Origin of the sequence: Paenibacillus sp. CF095, assembly GCF_900101225.1 — a bacterium.
Taxonomy (GTDB): Bacteria; Bacillota; Bacilli; order Paenibacillales; family Paenibacillaceae; genus Paenibacillus.
Genome location: NZ_FMZN01000002.1, coordinates 663,224 through 680,431, shown reverse-complemented (window position 1 = coordinate 680,431; position 17,208 = coordinate 663,224). Strand labels below are relative to the sequence as shown.

General features: G+C 45.6%; 13 protein-coding genes. All 13 read right to left on the bottom strand.

Going from position 1 to position 17,208, the window contains the following annotated elements; all coding sequences use genetic code 11:
- Positions 1 to 475: 475 nt before the first annotated feature.
- The 13 genes from BLS69_RS22240 to spoIIID all read right to left on the bottom strand — a co-directional run bounded on the left by BLS69_RS22240 (position 476) and on the right by spoIIID (position 17,179).
- A complete protein-coding gene (locus BLS69_RS22240; protein WP_076332560.1) occupies positions 476 to 817 on the bottom strand; it encodes a hypothetical protein in 342 nt (113 codons plus the stop codon).
- 204 nt (positions 818 to 1,021) lie between these two features.
- Positions 1,022 to 4,984 carry an S-layer homology domain-containing protein gene (locus tag BLS69_RS22235; RefSeq protein ID WP_091036327.1) on the bottom strand — a complete coding sequence of 1,321 codons (3,963 nt, stop codon included), beginning with the start codon at positions 4,982 to 4,984 and terminating at the stop codon, positions 1,022 to 1,024.
- A 165-nt stretch (positions 4,985 to 5,149) separates the two neighbouring features.
- Positions 5,150 to 6,277, bottom strand: coding sequence for a glycosyltransferase family 4 protein (locus tag BLS69_RS22230; RefSeq protein WP_036612523.1), 1,128 nt, complete (start codon positions 6,275 to 6,277; stop codon positions 5,150 to 5,152).
- Between the two features lie 374 nt (positions 6,278 to 6,651).
- Positions 6,652 to 7,410 (bottom strand): WecB/TagA/CpsF family glycosyltransferase, encoded by a 759-nt coding sequence (locus BLS69_RS22225; protein ID WP_091036322.1) that lies wholly within the window; start codon positions 7,408 to 7,410, stop codon positions 6,652 to 6,654.
- Positions 7,411 to 7,417: 7 nt separating this feature from the next.
- Positions 7,418 to 8,599: a polysaccharide pyruvyl transferase CsaB gene (gene csaB, locus BLS69_RS22220; protein ID WP_091036320.1), complete on the bottom strand. Its 1,182-nt coding sequence runs from the start codon at positions 8,597 to 8,599 to the stop codon at positions 7,418 to 7,420.
- Positions 8,575 to 10,596 (bottom strand): DUF5693 family protein, encoded by a 2,022-nt coding sequence (locus BLS69_RS22215; protein ID WP_091036317.1) that lies wholly within the window; start codon positions 10,594 to 10,596, stop codon positions 8,575 to 8,577. The genes csaB and BLS69_RS22215 overlap by 25 nt, the downstream gene beginning before the upstream one ends.
- Positions 10,597 to 10,813: 217 nt before the next feature.
- Complete coding sequence (locus BLS69_RS22210) at positions 10,814 to 12,535, bottom strand: phospho-sugar mutase (RefSeq protein ID WP_091036315.1); 1,722 nt, start codon at positions 12,533 to 12,535, stop codon at positions 10,814 to 10,816.
- A gap of 111 nt (positions 12,536 to 12,646) precedes the next feature.
- Entirely contained in the window at positions 12,647 to 13,078 is a 432-nt protein-coding gene (fabZ, locus tag BLS69_RS22205) for a 3-hydroxyacyl-ACP dehydratase FabZ (RefSeq protein WP_076332554.1), read from the bottom strand.
- A 486-nt stretch (positions 13,079 to 13,564) separates the two neighbouring features.
- The gene (locus tag BLS69_RS22200; RefSeq protein ID WP_017691949.1) at positions 13,565 to 13,789 is read right to left on the bottom strand and encodes a DNA-directed RNA polymerase subunit beta; all 225 of its coding nucleotides are present in this window, start codon (positions 13,787 to 13,789) and stop codon (positions 13,565 to 13,567) included.
- Between the two features lie 12 nt (positions 13,790 to 13,801).
- Positions 13,802 to 14,641: a flagellar hook-basal body protein gene (locus BLS69_RS22195; protein ID WP_091036310.1), complete on the bottom strand. Its 840-nt coding sequence runs from the start codon at positions 14,639 to 14,641 to the stop codon at positions 13,802 to 13,804.
- Between the two features lie 45 nt (positions 14,642 to 14,686).
- A complete protein-coding gene (locus tag BLS69_RS22190) occupies positions 14,687 to 15,571 on the bottom strand; it encodes a flagellar hook-basal body protein (RefSeq protein WP_091036308.1) in 885 nt (294 codons plus the stop codon).
- A 102-nt stretch (positions 15,572 to 15,673) separates the two neighbouring features.
- Positions 15,674 to 16,672 carry a rod shape-determining protein gene (locus BLS69_RS22185; RefSeq protein WP_036612542.1) on the bottom strand — a complete coding sequence of 333 codons (999 nt, stop codon included), beginning with the start codon at positions 16,670 to 16,672 and terminating at the stop codon, positions 15,674 to 15,676.
- 219 nt (positions 16,673 to 16,891) lie between these two features.
- The gene (gene spoIIID, locus BLS69_RS22180) at positions 16,892 to 17,179 is read right to left on the bottom strand and encodes a sporulation transcriptional regulator SpoIIID (RefSeq protein WP_024632710.1); all 288 of its coding nucleotides are present in this window, start codon (positions 17,177 to 17,179) and stop codon (positions 16,892 to 16,894) included.
- Positions 17,180 to 17,208 lie beyond the last annotated feature (29 nt).

Genomic DNA, 17,208 nt, shown 5'->3' with positions numbered 1-17,208 from the left:
AATATAAATGATGTCTGTGAGCATATCACAGAAACTTGTAAACAAGAGTAAAAGATAGAATCATACGTAAATAGAGTAGTTTCCTAATCCTACCTTACGTATTATACAATGGGTCTCTCGTGCCGTAAAGCAATTTTTTCTAATAAATAGACAAGATTCTTCACGAGGTCATTCTTGGTAAGTTGCCCAATGTTTTCGACTCTACATCTTAAACGCAGCAGATTTCAAAAAGTTGCGGATTCCTCAAAAAAAGTTTTGAATTTATTTATGTATTGATGCAATGCGGGTCTATAACGGATTCAAAACCTTTAATGCAGTTGAATAAATGACGAATTCTCCGAGATCACCCTGTGTAAGGATTGATGTGGACGTTTATTTATACCCGTTATTTTCCACGATGAAGCGACAAATTCTACAAAATTGAAAATAAAAAAGAGGACCCTCAGGGCCCTCTTCTTGGATCAGTGACTATAACTTAGCGGATCTTCATCGCCAGCTCAATAATCTGAGCACGCATATTTGGATCACTGTTCAATCTCAGATACATATCGTCAATTGGCTGTCTGTTCTCCCGGTATGTCTTCTCATGCTTCATCGTGGTGTGAGACCATTCAATCAATTCATTCTCGGCCAGAACCAGACTGTTATACGCATCATGGAAGCCGGTGGACTGTACAAGTCCTTCCATGACTTCCTGAGAGATCTCCTCTGTCTTACGTGTATCTTCCAACTTTTTCTCCAGAATGACTGCCTGCTTCTCGAACTGTGTCTTTGCCTTCATGTAACCCAACTGGGCTCTCGAATAAATCGGTTTCATTAGCTAACTTCACCCTCTAGATCATTGTGTATTTACCGTTATTGTATCTTAATCTCTAGCAAATTACAAAAATAGTTATTGGTAAAAAACAGATTTCTTCTATTATAAATGAATTCTATACAAGCTCTTCTTCAGTCATAAAAAGAACCCATCCCTTTAGTAAAAGGGACAGGTCCTTCCTAAAATTATCTCAACTATGCTAGATTAGCTCAATGTTTTAGGGAATAACTTCGTGCTCTTCTTAAGAAGTTCTACAGCAATCTTGGCTGCTTCCGCACGAGTCATATTACCTTTTGGATTGAATTGGAATTGCGTTTTGGCTGCACCTGGAATATTTACAGGGCTTCCTTCCATGATTTTTGCTTTGGTAACCGCAACAATGGCTGGTCGTGCATAGAAATCGATAGAAGTTGAATCCAGGAACGATTTGGCCAAAGTAGCCGTCAATTTACTGTCATTGGCTGCAAGCTTGGCATTCATCGCCCGTGCGATCATAACAGCTGCCTGCTCCCGTGTAACCGGCTGATCCGGTCCAAAGAAGCCATCACTAAGCCCTTGAACAATACCTGCTCGTGCTGCTGTTTCAATTGCTTCATATGTCCAACGATCCGATTTGGTGTTCTCGGAAACGTCGGTGAAGGTTGTTTTACTTGGTTTAACCAATTGAATATCCATACCTTTGACAAGCAAAGTAGCAAATTCGCCACGTGTTGTCTGATCATCCGCACCAAATGCATTGGTTCTGAGCGGATTCATAATTCCTTTGGAATACATTGCATTTAACAAGTTCCGTGCCCATGGATGATTCGTGATATCCGGGTAGCTTTGACTTTGCTTCATGACTTTGTAATAACCAAATTCATCAAATGGAACGGTAATGGTGTGACTCTTCGTGTCTACTGCACCACCTATGGAAACCCATTTACCTACATTAGAATCATCCGAGTAACGATATACCGTAATCGTAGACCCTACGTCGTCAACAATGGATGGATCATAGCTCAGCGTTAACGTTCCGCGCTGGGATGGGGTCAGAATACGCTCTTGAGCATATCTTGTAAACTCTCCATCAATGGAATAAGGCGTAATACCGTTCGTACCTGCTTTGTATCCATTCGTACCACGATCACCCAGTTCACCCAGACCACCGTTGATCCAGTAAATATCAGATACTTGAGTAAAGTTGGCTGTATTGATCACCGAGGCGAAGAAGCTCGACAACTCGGTAGGAATACGGATTACGCTGGCACCATTGGTACTTCTGTCGTCTGCATTAACTCCGATAACATTACCGTAGTCATTCTTACGTTCTACAACACCGTCTTTTGGATCAGCGATACCAAACAACAGTTTGTTGTCTGGATAGAACTTCACCATGCCACTTGTTGTTGTCGATTGCAGTACCGTTCCTTTCGGGAATGAAAGCACCACATTTTTGTTAAACACAGTATATTTGTTGGCTACCTTAGGAGCCATGAACTGTGAATCAATCGCGATCGCACCTGTATAATACACATTAATAGTATCGTTAATCGTGCCGCCCTCGCGTATAATTTGAATCTTAATTGCATTATTCTTGTCTGCTTTGAGTCCTACATAATCCAATACAAAACGGTTATTCATATCTGTACGTTTAACAGCTGGCTCTTTACCGATCAATACTTGGGATGCTCCCTCTGCTTCAATATCGAAACGAACAAAGTTTTTGTTCACAACGATGTTGTTACCTACCGTAGGTTGTGGAGACAAAATGCGGTAAGAAGAAGGTTCCCGCACAATCTCAAGACGTTGTGTTGTTCTCGCACCTGTGCTGTTGATCAGTTCGAGTGTATACACATGTGTTCCTGGTACATCAAACTTAAGATTCTGAATCCGTGCAAGGAAAAGATCGCTATTACCTGTAATATCATAGCTTGGCAACCCAGCTGTAGCTGGTTGATTCACTTCAAAAATCGTTGTACTTGTCAGTTCTTTAGTGAAAATTTTATCAGAACCGAAGTAGACGTTCACAATATCAGCGCCACCGCCATTAATGACGAGGTCATAATTTTCTTCACTTGTTACATACTTGTCTTCTTTGAAAGCAAATTCAGGTGTAACGGAGAAAATGCGCTTCATCTCATCATCTTCATATTGGGTGATTGGTTTGTTGATAAATTGCTGACGTGAGTCCTTAGGAATCAGCGTAGGCATGAAAGATGTCACTGTTGATTGATTTTGGTCAATGACATTAATCTTCAATGTAGTCGAGATCGTGATTGGAAGTTTGTTCGCATCCTCGTCCGTAGCACGGATCAAGATCGTATTCTCACCATAGACAATCGGTCCTGATTTCAAGACGGGAAGATCTACACTGAACGTTCCATCATCTGGTTTCGGGAACGCTTCTGTCGTTGTATATTTTTTACCATTTACAAGTATTTCAGCGACAAAGTTATTACCGCCTAGGGTTTTGAAACCAATAAAACGTCCTTTTAACGTAAGCTTTTGCGAACTACTCTTGGAGTTAAAGGTGTAGGTTTGTCCGTTTTGAAGACTCTCCACATAAATAGAGCTCGCTGTTACATAAGAAATTTTTACAATCTTAGGCAAGTTCGTCGGACTACCATAGTAAAAGCGTACTTGTTGATCTCCACCAAGGAAACCGGAGACTTTATAGATTTTTTGGTTATCTTTCAGTTTCATCGCATCAACAGTAGCGACCGGGTCAATTTTAAGCTTTGTAGTACCTGTTGGTAAATATTCACCTACAAGCGTTCCTGAGATAGGTTCACTGGATTCTACCAAGATGAAGAATTGATCGGTTTGCAGCTTAGTTCCATCAAGCTTCGTCTGGGAATCAATGGCTTCCCCTTCTTTATAATCAGGCAAATAGTAGATCTCTGTGATATCCTGTGCCCCTGGGGAGAAGGTATAACTTGCGTTATATCCTGCACTGAAATTACCGTATGCGAGACGGAGACGAAGCGTTTGATCCTTCTTGGGAGATGTGCCATCTGCGGCAAGTTCCAAGTTATACGGTGTTGTAACCTCGAATTTCACCAATCGGTACTCAATGGTTACACCATCTGAACCCGTGATTAGTACTTCTTCAGCCGGGTCCGACTCAAACACAAAATTAGTTGGTTGCGTCAAGTTGCCATTAGACAACGTGATCTCACCATTCGTCGGACTAAAGGGATTAGGGCTCGCTGAATACGGAAGCAACACCTGTCCTGTTAACGTTGCTGTTGCTTCAGCTGTGCCTGTAAATACCGGATTACTGTCCAGAATAGATTTATTCTGGCCCCCCAATTGTACCTTCAAATCTGTGAATGGTTGGTCTTTATCAAAATAGTAAATCGAACGTTCAGTTTCAATGGCATTGGATGCACTTGAAATTTTGAATTTCAAATTATTTAGTCCTGCTTTTAATGCTAGCTGTGGCAAAAAGAATGATCCATCTTGCAGCATGGAGGCATTGATTTCATCCCCACCGTTAACTTTCACACTAACTAGGGTGGAGTTCTGTACTTTACCTTGAATGGACACACGTTGTGTATCTACAACCGTGTTGGAACCCTCATTTAGGTTATAAGACTTGTTACCGCCAGTAGCGGAACTGTCCGTAAATACTTGGAAGCTCTCAATAAATGGAGCCTGATCGTACAATACATAGAATGTATCTGACCGTTCAACTGATCCCTGGTTACCAGAGAAAGTAACTCGGTTGAACCCCGGGAACAGATTTAGATTATTCGCTGTGAATTTGTTATTACCACTTGGATCAGCAGTAACTGCAGTTGTGATTGATTTAGTCGAGTCTGGAACCCATTTGCTATCTGAACCGGATGTAACCAAGTTCAGTTGTTCAACCTTAACCTTCAAGCTCGTATTGGACACAAATGCATAAGAACCTGAAATTGTAATTGCTGAAGTTGAGGTTGTATATGCATTCGAACGTGTCAAGAAAGCCTTGGTTGCATCTTGAACTATAGATAGAGCAGCGGTCTCCCGCAATGTTCTAAGATCTGGCGTAAAATATGTGGTATAAGCATTAGATCCAGGAGTTACCGGATCACCGTCTGCAGCCGAAGCAACAGCCCCACCGAATAGACCTTGTGGGAACAATGAGAACACCATGGTGACCAACATGATCCAGACCAACGGCCGTTTCTTTTGTTGCATTACGTATCATCTCTCCTCTTTTTAAGTCAGTTACCTTTATATATCGGCAAAAGGTTCCAATTATTTAGTAAAAACCTCAAAATAAACAAAAAACCTTATCCACAAGGGATAAGGTTGGGTCTGGAATAATATTCAAGAATAGCTGTAACCATTACATTTATCTATTTATGATTTCGAACGAGTCTCCGGATTTAACTTGACGCGCATGCGCATCAGGAAGTTAATAACCGGTCTTCTCGTTTTGCTAACAAGTCCGATAACTTCTGCTCCCACCTGGAGGAAGAACATCATGATACAGATGACCACAAATGTTACCCAGTTCGCTTCAAACATGGCAGCGGAAGATTGGATAATCGCCAGAACTCCGAAGAATGCGGCAATTCCATAAATGATCAGTACCGTCTGACGGTGACTGAATCCAAGTTCACGCAAGCAGTGATGCAGATGACCTTTGTCCGGTGCGAAAATCGGTTTCCGCTGTACTGCACGACGGATAATCGCGAAGAAGGTATCCGAGAGCGGCACACCGATAATGATCAGCGGGGTAATAAAGGACACGATAGCAATTTGTTTGAATCCCAGCATGGACAGCATCGCCAGAGAGAAACCAAGGAATAGCGATCCGGTATCCCCCATGAAGATCTTGGCTGGGTGGAAGTTGAAAAACAGGAATCCAATGATGCTACCCAACAACACAAGGCACATCAAGGCGATCATCATGTTACCCATCAGGAATGACATCACGGCAATGGTACCAATCGCGATACCAGATACACCAGCTGCCAGACCATCCAAACCGTCAATCAGGTTAATCGCATTCGTTACACCAACGATCCATAAGATCGTGAGCGGAATGGATACCCAAGCTTCGAGTGAAGAATAGGAATCCTGAAAAGGAATGTTAACGAAATCTACCCGGATATTAAATCCGAATACAACGACAGAAGCAGCAACGATCTGACCGAGCAACTTCACTTTGGCCGACAGCTCAAACCGATCATCGAGTGCTCCGATCAGTACGATAATGGTTCCACCAATCAGAAACGCGCTGACAAAACTCATATCACGAGTCGTGAACCATGCCGATACAAACGGAAGCAATGCAGCAACTGTAATAATAAAGGCCAGGAATATCCCCAGACCACCAAGACGTGGCATGATCCGTGTGTGTACTTTACGTGCATTCGGCGTATCCATTGCGCCAATGCGGACTGCGAACTTTTTGACAAGTGGTGTCAGGGCAAGAGCCAGTCCCATTGACACGATAAATCCAATGATAAAGATCGCTACCATTTGAACATTCGACCCCCAATTATAATACCTGTACGAAATTATAAATCCCCTGATCTCTTTTTATATATAAAAAATTATTGTTAGTCACTTTTGATGAAAAATTCTGTTACACGATAACGAAGAGTGCAAGGAAAACCTAGAGAAGTGTAACGTTCGCATTTATCGCCGGATTTCATCCTTTGGAAAAGGATAAAAGGAAATCTGGGGATAACGGCGATCGACAGGTTGCCTTGCAATCGTAGTGCCAAGTGTAACGCTTCTGTTTTCATGGAGTGGCACACATGTAATCCGGAATGAATTATACGCTCATCACACCCGAAAAGCCATCCTCAATTTCTAGCAAAAACACGCATTTATCTCGCAATTACCTGTTTTTAACGGACTTTCGTCACGTTTTCTTTGTCACGCATCACCTTAACAGCGAATTTCGGAAGCGCAAGCATCCGGCCAGCCCGGCTTGGTTCACGCAATAAGCGATAGAACCACTCCAGTCTTAACTTTTGGAACAGCATAGGCGCACGTTTGGTTTTACCCGAAATCACATCAAAGCTGCCGCCAACGCCCATGGTTACGGGAACTTGTAGTGCATCTTTGTGCTGGTGAATCCACGGTTCTTGGGTGTCTGCCCCACGTGCTACAAACAACAGATCAGGTGCTGCTTCCCGTATGGAAGCGACAACCTGTTCATCCTCAGCCGGACCAAAATAACCGTCGCGATAACCCACAATTCGAATCGCCGGATACTGCTGTTGTAACCGAACTGCCGTTTCTTGAATCACCTCAGGGGTGGAACCCAGCAGATATACGCCCCATCGATAGTTTTCTCCAACACGCAGCAATTCATGTAAAAGCTCAAAACCCGGCACTCGCTCAGCTACAGGATCTCCACAATAGTTTGCAGCCCATACGACACCTGTTCCATCAGGAACAATCAAATCCGCAGCTTGCATGACTTCCATGATTGCGGGATTTTCCAGCGCAGCCATAACCATAATCGGGTTAGCTGTAATGACTTGGTGTGGTTGCTTGGACAGCACAGCTTCCTGAAGAACCTTTACCGTTTCTTTCATCGTCAGTTTGGAAAAAGGAATGCCGTAGATCGAAACGGTAGGTATTGATCCGGTCTGACTCATCTTTATCTCATCCTTTGCGGCCTAAATAGTTAATAATCTGCTGTGCAGGCACTCTGGCTTCCTGCTTCAGTTGAGTGATACCTTCTTCATGTTCCTTCAACCACTGTGAACGTTGATCCAGCAGTCCAACAACAGTCTTCGCGAGTTTGTTGCCATCGAGTGTATCCGTATTGCCTGCTGGTTCACTATCCAGACGAAGCAGGAATTGATCAATTTTCGGATCATACGAGATACCCACCGGAGGCACATATTGCGAAGCTGCATAGATCAGACTGTGCAGACGCATACCGATGACGAGATCACACTTGCTGACTTCCTCCAGCATAAGCTGAGGGTCGGTCAGATCTTCTGTGATGCTAATCTCGCTGCCTTTGCTGGTCACATCACCGAGCATTTCCATAAGGAATCGTGATGCCTGTTCATCAACTGGCAGATGAAATGGCAGAAAACGCAAGTGCACCGCTCTTTTGGAGCACAGTTTTTTCAAACCGGCTGCAATAGCCGTAAGTTCCTTCCGGTCCGACTCCCAGAACCGTACCGATATACCGATCACAGGAAGCTTGGTATGTCCTCCAGTTGAAGGTTCCACTCGATTAGCCTGGTTAACAGCATCTACTGAAGTAGCGCCTGCTACAGCCTTCGAATTTGTTTCAGGTAATGGCAAGCCCATTACGGGGTCGGGTACAACATGGATCTGATTCCACTGTAACCCGAGCCCACGCAGGTAATCTGCAGATTGTTCATCCCGAACGGATACATAGGTGCAGGCCTTGAAGACTGATTTGATCATTGGATTAAAAATTTTATGATTCACAGGGCCAATCCCCTGTGCGTAGATAAACGTTGGTTTTTTCAGCCACTGGGCCAGCTTGATTACACCCAGATAATAAGGAATGGATTTCAGTCCAGTTGCATCCTGCAATAGACTTCCTCCGCCACTGATTAACCCGTCGCTCTCCTTGAGTGCTTCACGGACTTCCTTCAATTTCATACGATGCACGGAGCGCACACCGTACATGGCGGTTGTCGACTCGGGATCACCCGAGAGAACAATAGGTTCAATGGTTATGTTCGACCTTTGGCTTTCCTCTTCCAGCGCTGTCAAAATCGACTTTAGCACCGCTTCGTCTCCGCTGTTGCGGAATCCGTAATACCCCGAGATGACTAACTTTTGAGAAGTGGTGACCATTTTTTCCAACATCCTTCCGCTACTTGCCACACACCCACAGCAATGATACCGAAGATTAAGCCAAGTCCCAATCCCATCACTCCACGAATGAGTGACAATACAGCCGGCGTATGGATATGCGCGAACGTATCCACCATGGACAATTGTCCAATCGCTGCAATAATGAGCACAAAGATGACTTTACGATATTTTAAAGCGGCGAACACGCCAACGATAAATAGCGGGTGTCCCAGCATAAATTCTTTGAATCTCGGCCGCACACCGAACGTATCTTCCAACGTGGTACGAAGGAACATCTCGAATGGTGTTACTGAACCCGAGTTGCCTGTACGGCTCAAGTAATAGTATCCAACAACGGCAGCAACAAGCGCCAAAACAACCATTAACACATTAATTGGCATACGAAGCATTTCTTTAATTTTCTTAATAGAGAATGAACCCGAACCACGATAAAACACAATATAGATCGCTACCAGTGCCATAGGTGCAAAGTGCAACAGACTTACGCCGCGGAACTGGTTAATTACCAGACTGTACGTAATACTGTTAAGCAACGCGATGACAAAAGGTACCGCCAGGAACGACAGAATTGACGTTCTTACATATAAAACTAATGTTTGCTTCAAACGACGACCCGCGGATGCGTCTGGTTGACGCTGTTGCTGATAGTTCACTGTACGAACGGCCAGCACCATCGCTATGGTCGGCGCCGCTATGGCCACAAGCAAGGCAATTCCTTGCTCCAGCAGCGTTGGTTTCAAGAGGAACAATCCTGCACTGCCCACCAGAGCAACTACAAATGCGATCAAGGTCAGTAGTGGGATAAAATAAGAAACCATAAGTGCAATCATGGCAATTGCACCAACAAGAGCAACCAGCTTGGCATAACGCTGAATCGAAGAATCCTTAACTGTAAATGCCTCAGCTTGTCCTAGCTCGAATCCATGCTTCGCCATGCGTTCTACGGCATGACCCGGCTCACCCAGGCTGTTGATCAGATTCTCAATTGGATCTGTAATCATGGCCTTTGCTGTATTCCGGCTTGGTGATGCATTCATATAGAGCATACGAATATTGCGATCCTTGGTTGCGAGAACAAAACGGTCAGCAATCGTGTCTACGTCCAAATTGGCATCTCCATCACTAAGCGAGTACAGACGCGTAACGTTGTAATCCGTTTTATAAGCAAGGGTCTGGAATCCAGACTGCGGTTTCTTCAAGTTCTCGATGGCTGCAAGACCAATATTGTGCTTATTCAGCAACTGTGCAAATTGGTCTAGACTTTTCATGTCTTCATTATCATTGTACCCTTTCACAGCATCACCATCAAACAAGATGCGCTTTACGCCATTCTCTTCGAAGAAGGTAAGCAAGCGCTCCATCGATTCTTGGCTGTATGGCACACTGTCCGAGATCCGCGGCAAAATGTAAAACCCTTTATCGCGCAGCATCTTCACGGCAACCGGATCGGGCTGCAAAGGCTGCATGTTGGCATTCTCCGGAGGAGTCTGCAATATTAAGCCGCTACGACCTTCATATTCCCATGGTACTACCGGAATCTGCCGATCAGCGAACGTTTGTTCAATAATAGGGGTATACGTCTGTGCGTTTTCCTCCGATGTAAATAACACATACGTGTAATTTTCATTAGAAGGAATCACATTTTTGGTCAAGTTCGCGAGATCTTGGCCATTGTACACCATTAGTCGGCGTGTCTTTCTCAGCTCGTCCAATGTACTTTCGAACACTGCCATCGTTGTTACGCCTGCGTCTTTCAAACGAGTCAATTGTTCATTCATGAAATCTTGCGGATGTGCCTGATAAGCAGAAATATCCAGCAGACCCCGATAGTTGAAGACAAGCTCCACCTTTTTGGCAGAAGATTCTGTCTGCACCCGATCACTGATTACAGGGATGGACGCAACCAGACCGATAATAACGACGAGCCACAACCACTTCCGAGAAGCGTTATTCCAATAAAGCCATTTTTGACGCACTACATGTACCTCCTCAAGTGTTGGAACCAAATGCACGTTCAGCTCAAGTAATTCGTTCATTTAACATTTATACAATAGGTTACAAACAGCTTGTGTCAACAAGCCTTCTTATATGCTAGATCCATCTACACTTTTATTTCAAAGAAAAACCCCTCCGCCAACCAACCTTACGGTGCGGAGAGGCCTTCTCATGTTCTTGCTCATTGTTGCATTCGTATTATTGTGCGTCTACACGTGACATCACTGTAGTCACCAGACGCTCGATCCGGCTTTCCGCATCTTCCAAATTCTCTCCACGTACGGCGAAGTATACTTTGATCTTAGGTTCTGTTCCTGAAGGGCGCAAGCAGAACCATGAACCGTCTGCCAAAATGAACTTCAGTACGTTCTCCTTCGGAAGACCGTCCAGACCAAGGGAGTAGTCCAGTACATCTTGTACTGCAATTCCCGCTACTTCTTGTGGCGGATTCGAACGCCAGTCCGTCATTTTGGCTTGAATCTGAGCTACGCCGTCTTTGCCTTTCAGCGTACGGGACTCCAGCTTCTCCAAGAAGTATCCGAATTGGTTGTACAGCTCTTGCAAGACATCATACAACGTCTTGCCTTGGCTCTTATAATACGCAGCTGCTTCAGCAATCAGCATCGAGGCAAGGACAGCATCCTTGTCACGGGCATAGTTGCCTGAAAGGTAGCCATAACTCTCTTCATATCCGAACAAGAATGTATGACTGCCTGTTGCTTCGAACTGGTTCATTTTTTCACCGATATATTTGAAGCCTGTCAGTGTGTTCATCACTTCTGCCCCGTAATGTTCAGCAATGACAGCACCCATCTCACTTGTTACGATTGTTTTGACAACCGCACCGTTGCTTGGCAGCGTTCCAGTCTCTTGGAGGCGACTGAGCAGGTAATGTACCATAATGGCACCAGACTGGTTACCAGACAAGACGAAATATTTGCCATCGTTGTCTTTCACGACAGCACCCATACGGTCTGCATCCGGATCTGTACCGATCAGAATGTCAGCGCCAACGGATTCCCCCAGCTTCATTGCAAGCGTAAACGCTTCGCGTTCTTCCGGGTTAGGGGATTTCACGGTAGAGAACTCAGCATCCGGCTGTTCTTGTTCAGCCACAATGTGCACTTGCTCGAATCCGATTTGCTCCAGCACGCGACGTACAGGGATGTTGCCTGTTCCGTGCAGCGGTGTGTAAACGATTTTGAAATCACGGCCTATGCCGGATTGAATCAGTTCGCGGCTCAGACTGCGGCTTGCTACGGTATCCACAAACGCTTGGTCTTGGTCTTCACCCAACCAGATCAGGAGCCCTTGAGCTTCTGCTTCTTCTTGCGTCAGTTTCTTCACGTCAGCAAGGGAAGGCACTTCTTGGATGTACTGAATGACTTTTTCCGCTTCATCCGGTACCAATTGACCGCCCTCATGATTGTACACTTTGTATCCGTTATATTCCGGTGGGTTATGACTCGCTGTTACAACGATTCCGCCAGTTGCCTTCTGATGACGCACCGCAAATGACAACTCAGGAGTTGAACGCAGGGATGGGAACAGCTTGGCTACAATGCCGTTTCCAGCCAGTACAAGCGCAGCATCCAGTGTGAATTCAGGTGAGAAATGACGGGAATCATGAGCTATGACAACAGAAGGTTTGCCTTCTTGGTCACCATGCTGCTCAAGCAAATAACGCGCAAATCCTTGCGTCGCCCGACCTACGGTGTAACGGTTCATCCGGTTGCTTCCGGCACCAATGACTCCGCGCAATCCCCCTGTACCAAACTCCAGGTTTCTATAAAAACGTTCCTCCAGCTCTTTCGGCTGATCCTGCAAGTCACGAAGCTCTTGTTTCGTTGCTTCATCAATCGAAGCATCCTCCAACCATTGCTGCAACGTCTCTGCTGCTGCTGTGCTTAACTGTTCCATTCCGATAAACCCCTTCCGTCTATATAAATTCAGGTGTGCTGAGTTACTTCAGCATCTTGCATCATTCGGTCCGTCTACGTTCCTGCATGATGTAAGTGCTCACGTATGTAATCAGCTTGGGTCAGACAGTGCAAACATAATCTCGCCTTCAGCGACCACTTTGTCGTTCACTCGGGCAGTTGCTTTACCTTTACCGATAGAACCCTTCAGACGTGTAATCTCCACTTCCAGAATCAACGTATCTCCGGGCACAACTTGTCCACGGAATCGGAAATTGTCCAGTCCCGCCAAAAAGCCGATTTTGCCTTTGTTTCCTTCCAAATTCAGAATAGCTACTGCACCAACTTGTGCCAGCGCTTCTGTAATCAGTACACCCGGCATTACCGGATACTCAGGGAAATGACCGATAAAGAATGGTTCATTAATCGTTACATTTTTCAAACCAACAGCACGTTTGCCATCTTCCATCTCCAAAATTCTGTCCACCAACAGGAACGGCGGACGATGCGGGATAATTTCTTGAATCTGTTTGATATCGAGCACAGTGTAATCTCCTCTCAGGATGTTTATAGGAGCATTCTTCATCATGGATTTTTCATGTGCGCATAGGTGACCGTTACGGTTACGGATCGTTCTTTCGATCGCTGTTGTTTCCTAATGTTTCTGAACTATATTCAGATGTATACCATTAGGAAACAAAGGCGAGCGCTTCGCTTCTTTCGAACGATTCCGTTCCCTTCACTTACTTCAGTGCGCATGGAAAACCTCATTATGATCAAGTCGAAGCTCATATAAATGGGTTTTTAATTTTTAAATTTTGTATGGAAAGCATATTTTCGGTTAACACTAGTTATATCCTTCATGACTGCAGTAGTGAAGGTTAAGATAAGGGGTCTCTCTTCGCGATGACGAATGTCTTTCGCAGGGGAGGCCTCTTTTGTGACGTCAAACGTCATCCATCATTATACTGTTTTCAACGTCAAAAAGAAAACTCCTGCCTGCGCAGGAGTTTTCGCTTAACTCGTTACATTATGGAGCGAACACCAGATTATATACATGTTCCCATGTACTCCATTGCCATACGGAACCGATATCCTGTTTGCCCAGTACCACATATCCAGCTACCATTCCGCCAGCAAGGGCAAGAACAAGCAGGACCGGGACCAAGAACCATCTTGCGATGCGCCATCCACTCTTCTTCTTCTTGACTTCCTTTTTCTCCGGCTTACTGTTCTGCTGCTGTGTTTCTGTCATCACATTCACCTTTTACGCTCTCATATTGTTGGCAAGACCCAACATGGAATCACTTGAAGTTAGCGCCTTTGCCGCCAGCTGATATGTCCGCTGTCCTTGCATAAGCAAAGACATCTCCTGTGCCATATCCACATTGGATTGCTCCAGATATCCTGGACGGATCAATGCAGCTGCTTGGCGTGTAGCTGCATTCGCGCCAAATACATCATCTTCGGTTAATCCCGCATCCAGGCCAAAGAGGTTATCCGCATATTGTACCAGACCTTCAGGGCGTTCAATGTCTACCACTTGCAGTTGTGCCCCAATGGTTGCGTTCGCCTCATTACCGCGTCGGATTAACAGGTTGCCATTTTCATCAAAAGCAACTTTGCTATTGTTCGGTGCCGTAATTCGATTGCCTTGACGATCCAGGGCAAAGTGGCCTTCGCCATTAACCATCACCATCATATCAGGTGAATTCGGAGTAGGCTTAGGTCTTGTATCCGGTACAAAATGAAATGCACCCTGACGTGTCCACATTTTCTCCCCGTTCGCTTCAACTGCAAACATGGCATTCCCCTCAATGGCCAGATCGGTCGGAAGGCCAGTCTCGTTTAAGGTGCCTTGAGACATATCCTTCGTCACATCCGCCAAACGGGCACCAAACCCAAGATTATACCCCATTGGTGTGGAACGTCCGTCGAGTTTGTACTTGTCGTGTTGTTGTTGCACCCGTGTGAGCACATCCTCGAAAGCCGCTTGTTTACTCTTATAGCCTGCCGTATTCACGTTGGCAATATTATCGGCAATGACATCCAGACGTTGCTGTATGGCAGTCATGGAAACTTTGGCACTAATCATGGAATTATTCATCGGTGGTTTACCCTCCCGCTACGCGGTTATATTTAAACGTCGGCGTTATACACGCCCGACTTCATTGACGGCTTTATCCAGACTGCGGTCGTAGAATTGTACGATCTTCTGGTTTGCTTCATACGCACGGAATGCCGCGTTCATATCAACCGTTGCCTGTGAAGCATCAACATTCGAGCCTTCCAGGTATCCCTGACGGATCTGCACATTATCACCAGCTGCCATCATCCGGGCTGTTGCCCCGTTTTCATCACTGAGACTAAAATTTCCATTACCTTGACGAACCAGTTGATTCGGCTGGTCAATGACACTAATGCCAAGAGTAACCCCTGTCGGTGCACCTGTTGCTGCATCCACCAAACGGCCTTGCTCATCCACTTTAAATTGCTCTACGGAACCTGTCAACACTACAGGTTGTCCATTATTATCCAACACTTGTGAACCTGTTGAGCTCAGCAATTGTCCCGTTCCTGTGATCTCGAAGTGACCATCGCGTGTATATCCGGTGTTACCTTCTGCATCCTGAACCGTAAAATACGCCTGAGGCTGGTAAGTCACCGTGCCGTCGGCCCGTACAAATTTGCCTGATGCGTCAAACGGGACAGGTTGTCCAGTCTGTGGATCATTGACAGTCATATTGGATGAAATGGAAAAATCATTTTTCTGCCCAGTCTCCATAATGGTCCCCTGCAAATTCATGGACAAACTCTCTTCCGCGAACACCCCCGTGTTCAGCTTGCCCAGCCGCTTTGTTGGAAGATTTGCATCTCCGCCTACCAAAGTAATGAGCATTTCCGGGAAGGAACGGCTTACGCTGTTCACTTGTTTATATCCCGTGGTGTTCATATTTACGATATTCTGTGTTGCTGTGTCATGGCGGCGTTGTTGCGTAATCATTCCCGCAGTAGCGGTGTACAGACCTCTTAACATGAATTAACCCCTCTCCTCAAGCGCTTGACCTGCATCACAGGTTGGCTGCTTGTCCGTTCTGCTTTCCGAGCATGGCAAACCTTTGCTATTTATATCGGCAGATTAGAACTTTTTCTTAACTACCTGATCCAAATTATTAAGCATTATGCCTGTCCCCTTCACGACACAGTGCATTGGATCTTCCGCAACCCATACCGGTACATGCAATTCATTGGACAAAAGCTCGTCCAGTCCGTTCAGCAATGCACCTCCACCAGTCAATACAACACCACGGTCGATAATGTCCGCTGACAATTCAGGCGGTGTACGTTCCAATACCGACTTCGCTGCCACGATGATGGATTGTACGGAATCCCAGAGTGCTTCCTGTACTTCATTTCCCGATATCGTTACGGTAACAGGAAGGCCGGATACCATATCACGTCCGCGAATGTCCATCTCCGTTTGATGTCCACCCGGATGTACGGTTCCAATTGCAATTTTGATATCTTCCGCGGTCCGTTCACCGATCATGAGCTTATACTTGGCTTTGATAAACTTGATAATGGCTTCGTCGAACTTGTCCCCTGCGACTTTAATAGAAGAGGCGGTGACCACGTCGCCCATAGACAGGACTGCAACGTCAGTCGTACCGCCGCCGATATCCACGACCATATTGCCGCTCGGCTGAAAAATATCCATTCCCGCACCGATCGCTGCCGCTTTCGGCTCTTCTTCAAGAAACACTTCTTTGGCACCACTGCGTTCTGCTGCCTCGCGGATGGCCTTCTGCTCCACGGAAGTAATGTTCGTTGGTGCACAGATCAAAATTCGAGGGTGGCTGTACCAGCTTCTTGCACCCACACGATTAATGAAATGTCTGAGCATCGCTTCTGTAATCTCGAAGTCCGCAATAACGCCGTCACGCAGCGGTCTAATGGCAACAATGTTACCTGGAGTACGCCCCACCATACGACGCGCTTCTTCCCCAACAGCAAGGACACGCTTCGTATCTCTTTCAATGGTCACGACGGAAGGTTCATCGAGGACAACCCCACTTCCTTTCACGTGAATAAGCACGTTGGCCGTGCCAAGATCAATACCGATATCCTTGCTAAACATAAAAGAGCCCCCAAAGTGATATTATTTGGTCAGCGTATCCTGTGAAAAAGAGTCCCTTATCACGTCACCGCTCGTTCGACAAAGTGCAACATATATATGTAAAAATCGGGCTGATAAGATGTCATAATTCGATCCTGTACCAGCTTTTAACATATCATACTTCAGGGGAGGGATTCAATGCATGTGTGAGCTTTTTGGCCTACGTCTTTGTGAAGATGCTTACGATTTGGCGGAAGCCAACACCTCACGTTTCTTGCCACTCGTTTTTTTGTATTTAATTTTGGTCGCTTCACCGCCCCGCAAATGGCGGATGGACTTGTGATACTCCAAAATGTGTTTCACCTGGTCAGCAAGATCAGGGTTGATTTCCGGCAGACGCTCCGTCAGATCCTTATGCACAGTACTCTTTGACACGCCGAATTCTTTGGCTATGGTACGGACCGTATTCCTCGTCTCAACAATGCAGCGACCAATTTTGATGGTCCGTTCCTTGATGTAATCGTGCACGCTCCCGCCTCCCTACTGTGTGGATAGTT

Excerpts from the sequence above, each read along its gene's own strand:
- BLS69_RS22240 (WP_076332560.1), bottom strand. The coding sequence starts at position 817 with ATGAAACCGATTTATTCGAGAGCCCAGTTGGGTTACATGAAGGCAAAG.
- BLS69_RS22235 (WP_091036327.1), bottom strand. The coding sequence starts at position 4,984 with ATGCAACAAAAGAAACGGCCGTTGGTCTGGATCATGTTGGTCACCATG.
- BLS69_RS22230 (WP_036612523.1), bottom strand. The coding sequence starts at position 6,277 with ATGGTAGCGATCTTTATCATTGGATTTATCGTGTCAATGGGACTGGCT.
- BLS69_RS22225 (WP_091036322.1), bottom strand. The coding sequence starts at position 7,410 with ATGAGTCAGACCGGATCAATACCTACCGTTTCGATCTACGGCATTCCT.
- csaB (WP_091036320.1), bottom strand. The coding sequence starts at position 8,599 with ATGGTCACCACTTCTCAAAAGTTAGTCATCTCGGGGTATTACGGATTC.
- BLS69_RS22210 (WP_091036315.1), bottom strand. The coding sequence starts at position 12,535 with ATGGAACAGTTAAGCACAGCAGCAGCAGAGACGTTGCAGCAATGGTTG.
- BLS69_RS22200 (WP_017691949.1), bottom strand. The coding sequence starts at position 13,789 with ATGACAGAAACACAGCAGCAGAACAGTAAGCCGGAGAAAAAGGAAGTC.
- BLS69_RS22195 (WP_091036310.1), bottom strand. The coding sequence starts at position 14,641 with ATGAATAATTCCATGATTAGTGCCAAAGTTTCCATGACTGCCATACAG.
- BLS69_RS22190 (WP_091036308.1), bottom strand. The coding sequence starts at position 15,571 with ATGTTAAGAGGTCTGTACACCGCTACTGCGGGAATGATTACGCAACAA.
- BLS69_RS22185 (WP_036612542.1), bottom strand. The coding sequence starts at position 16,672 with ATGTTTAGCAAGGATATCGGTATTGATCTTGGCACGGCCAACGTGCTT.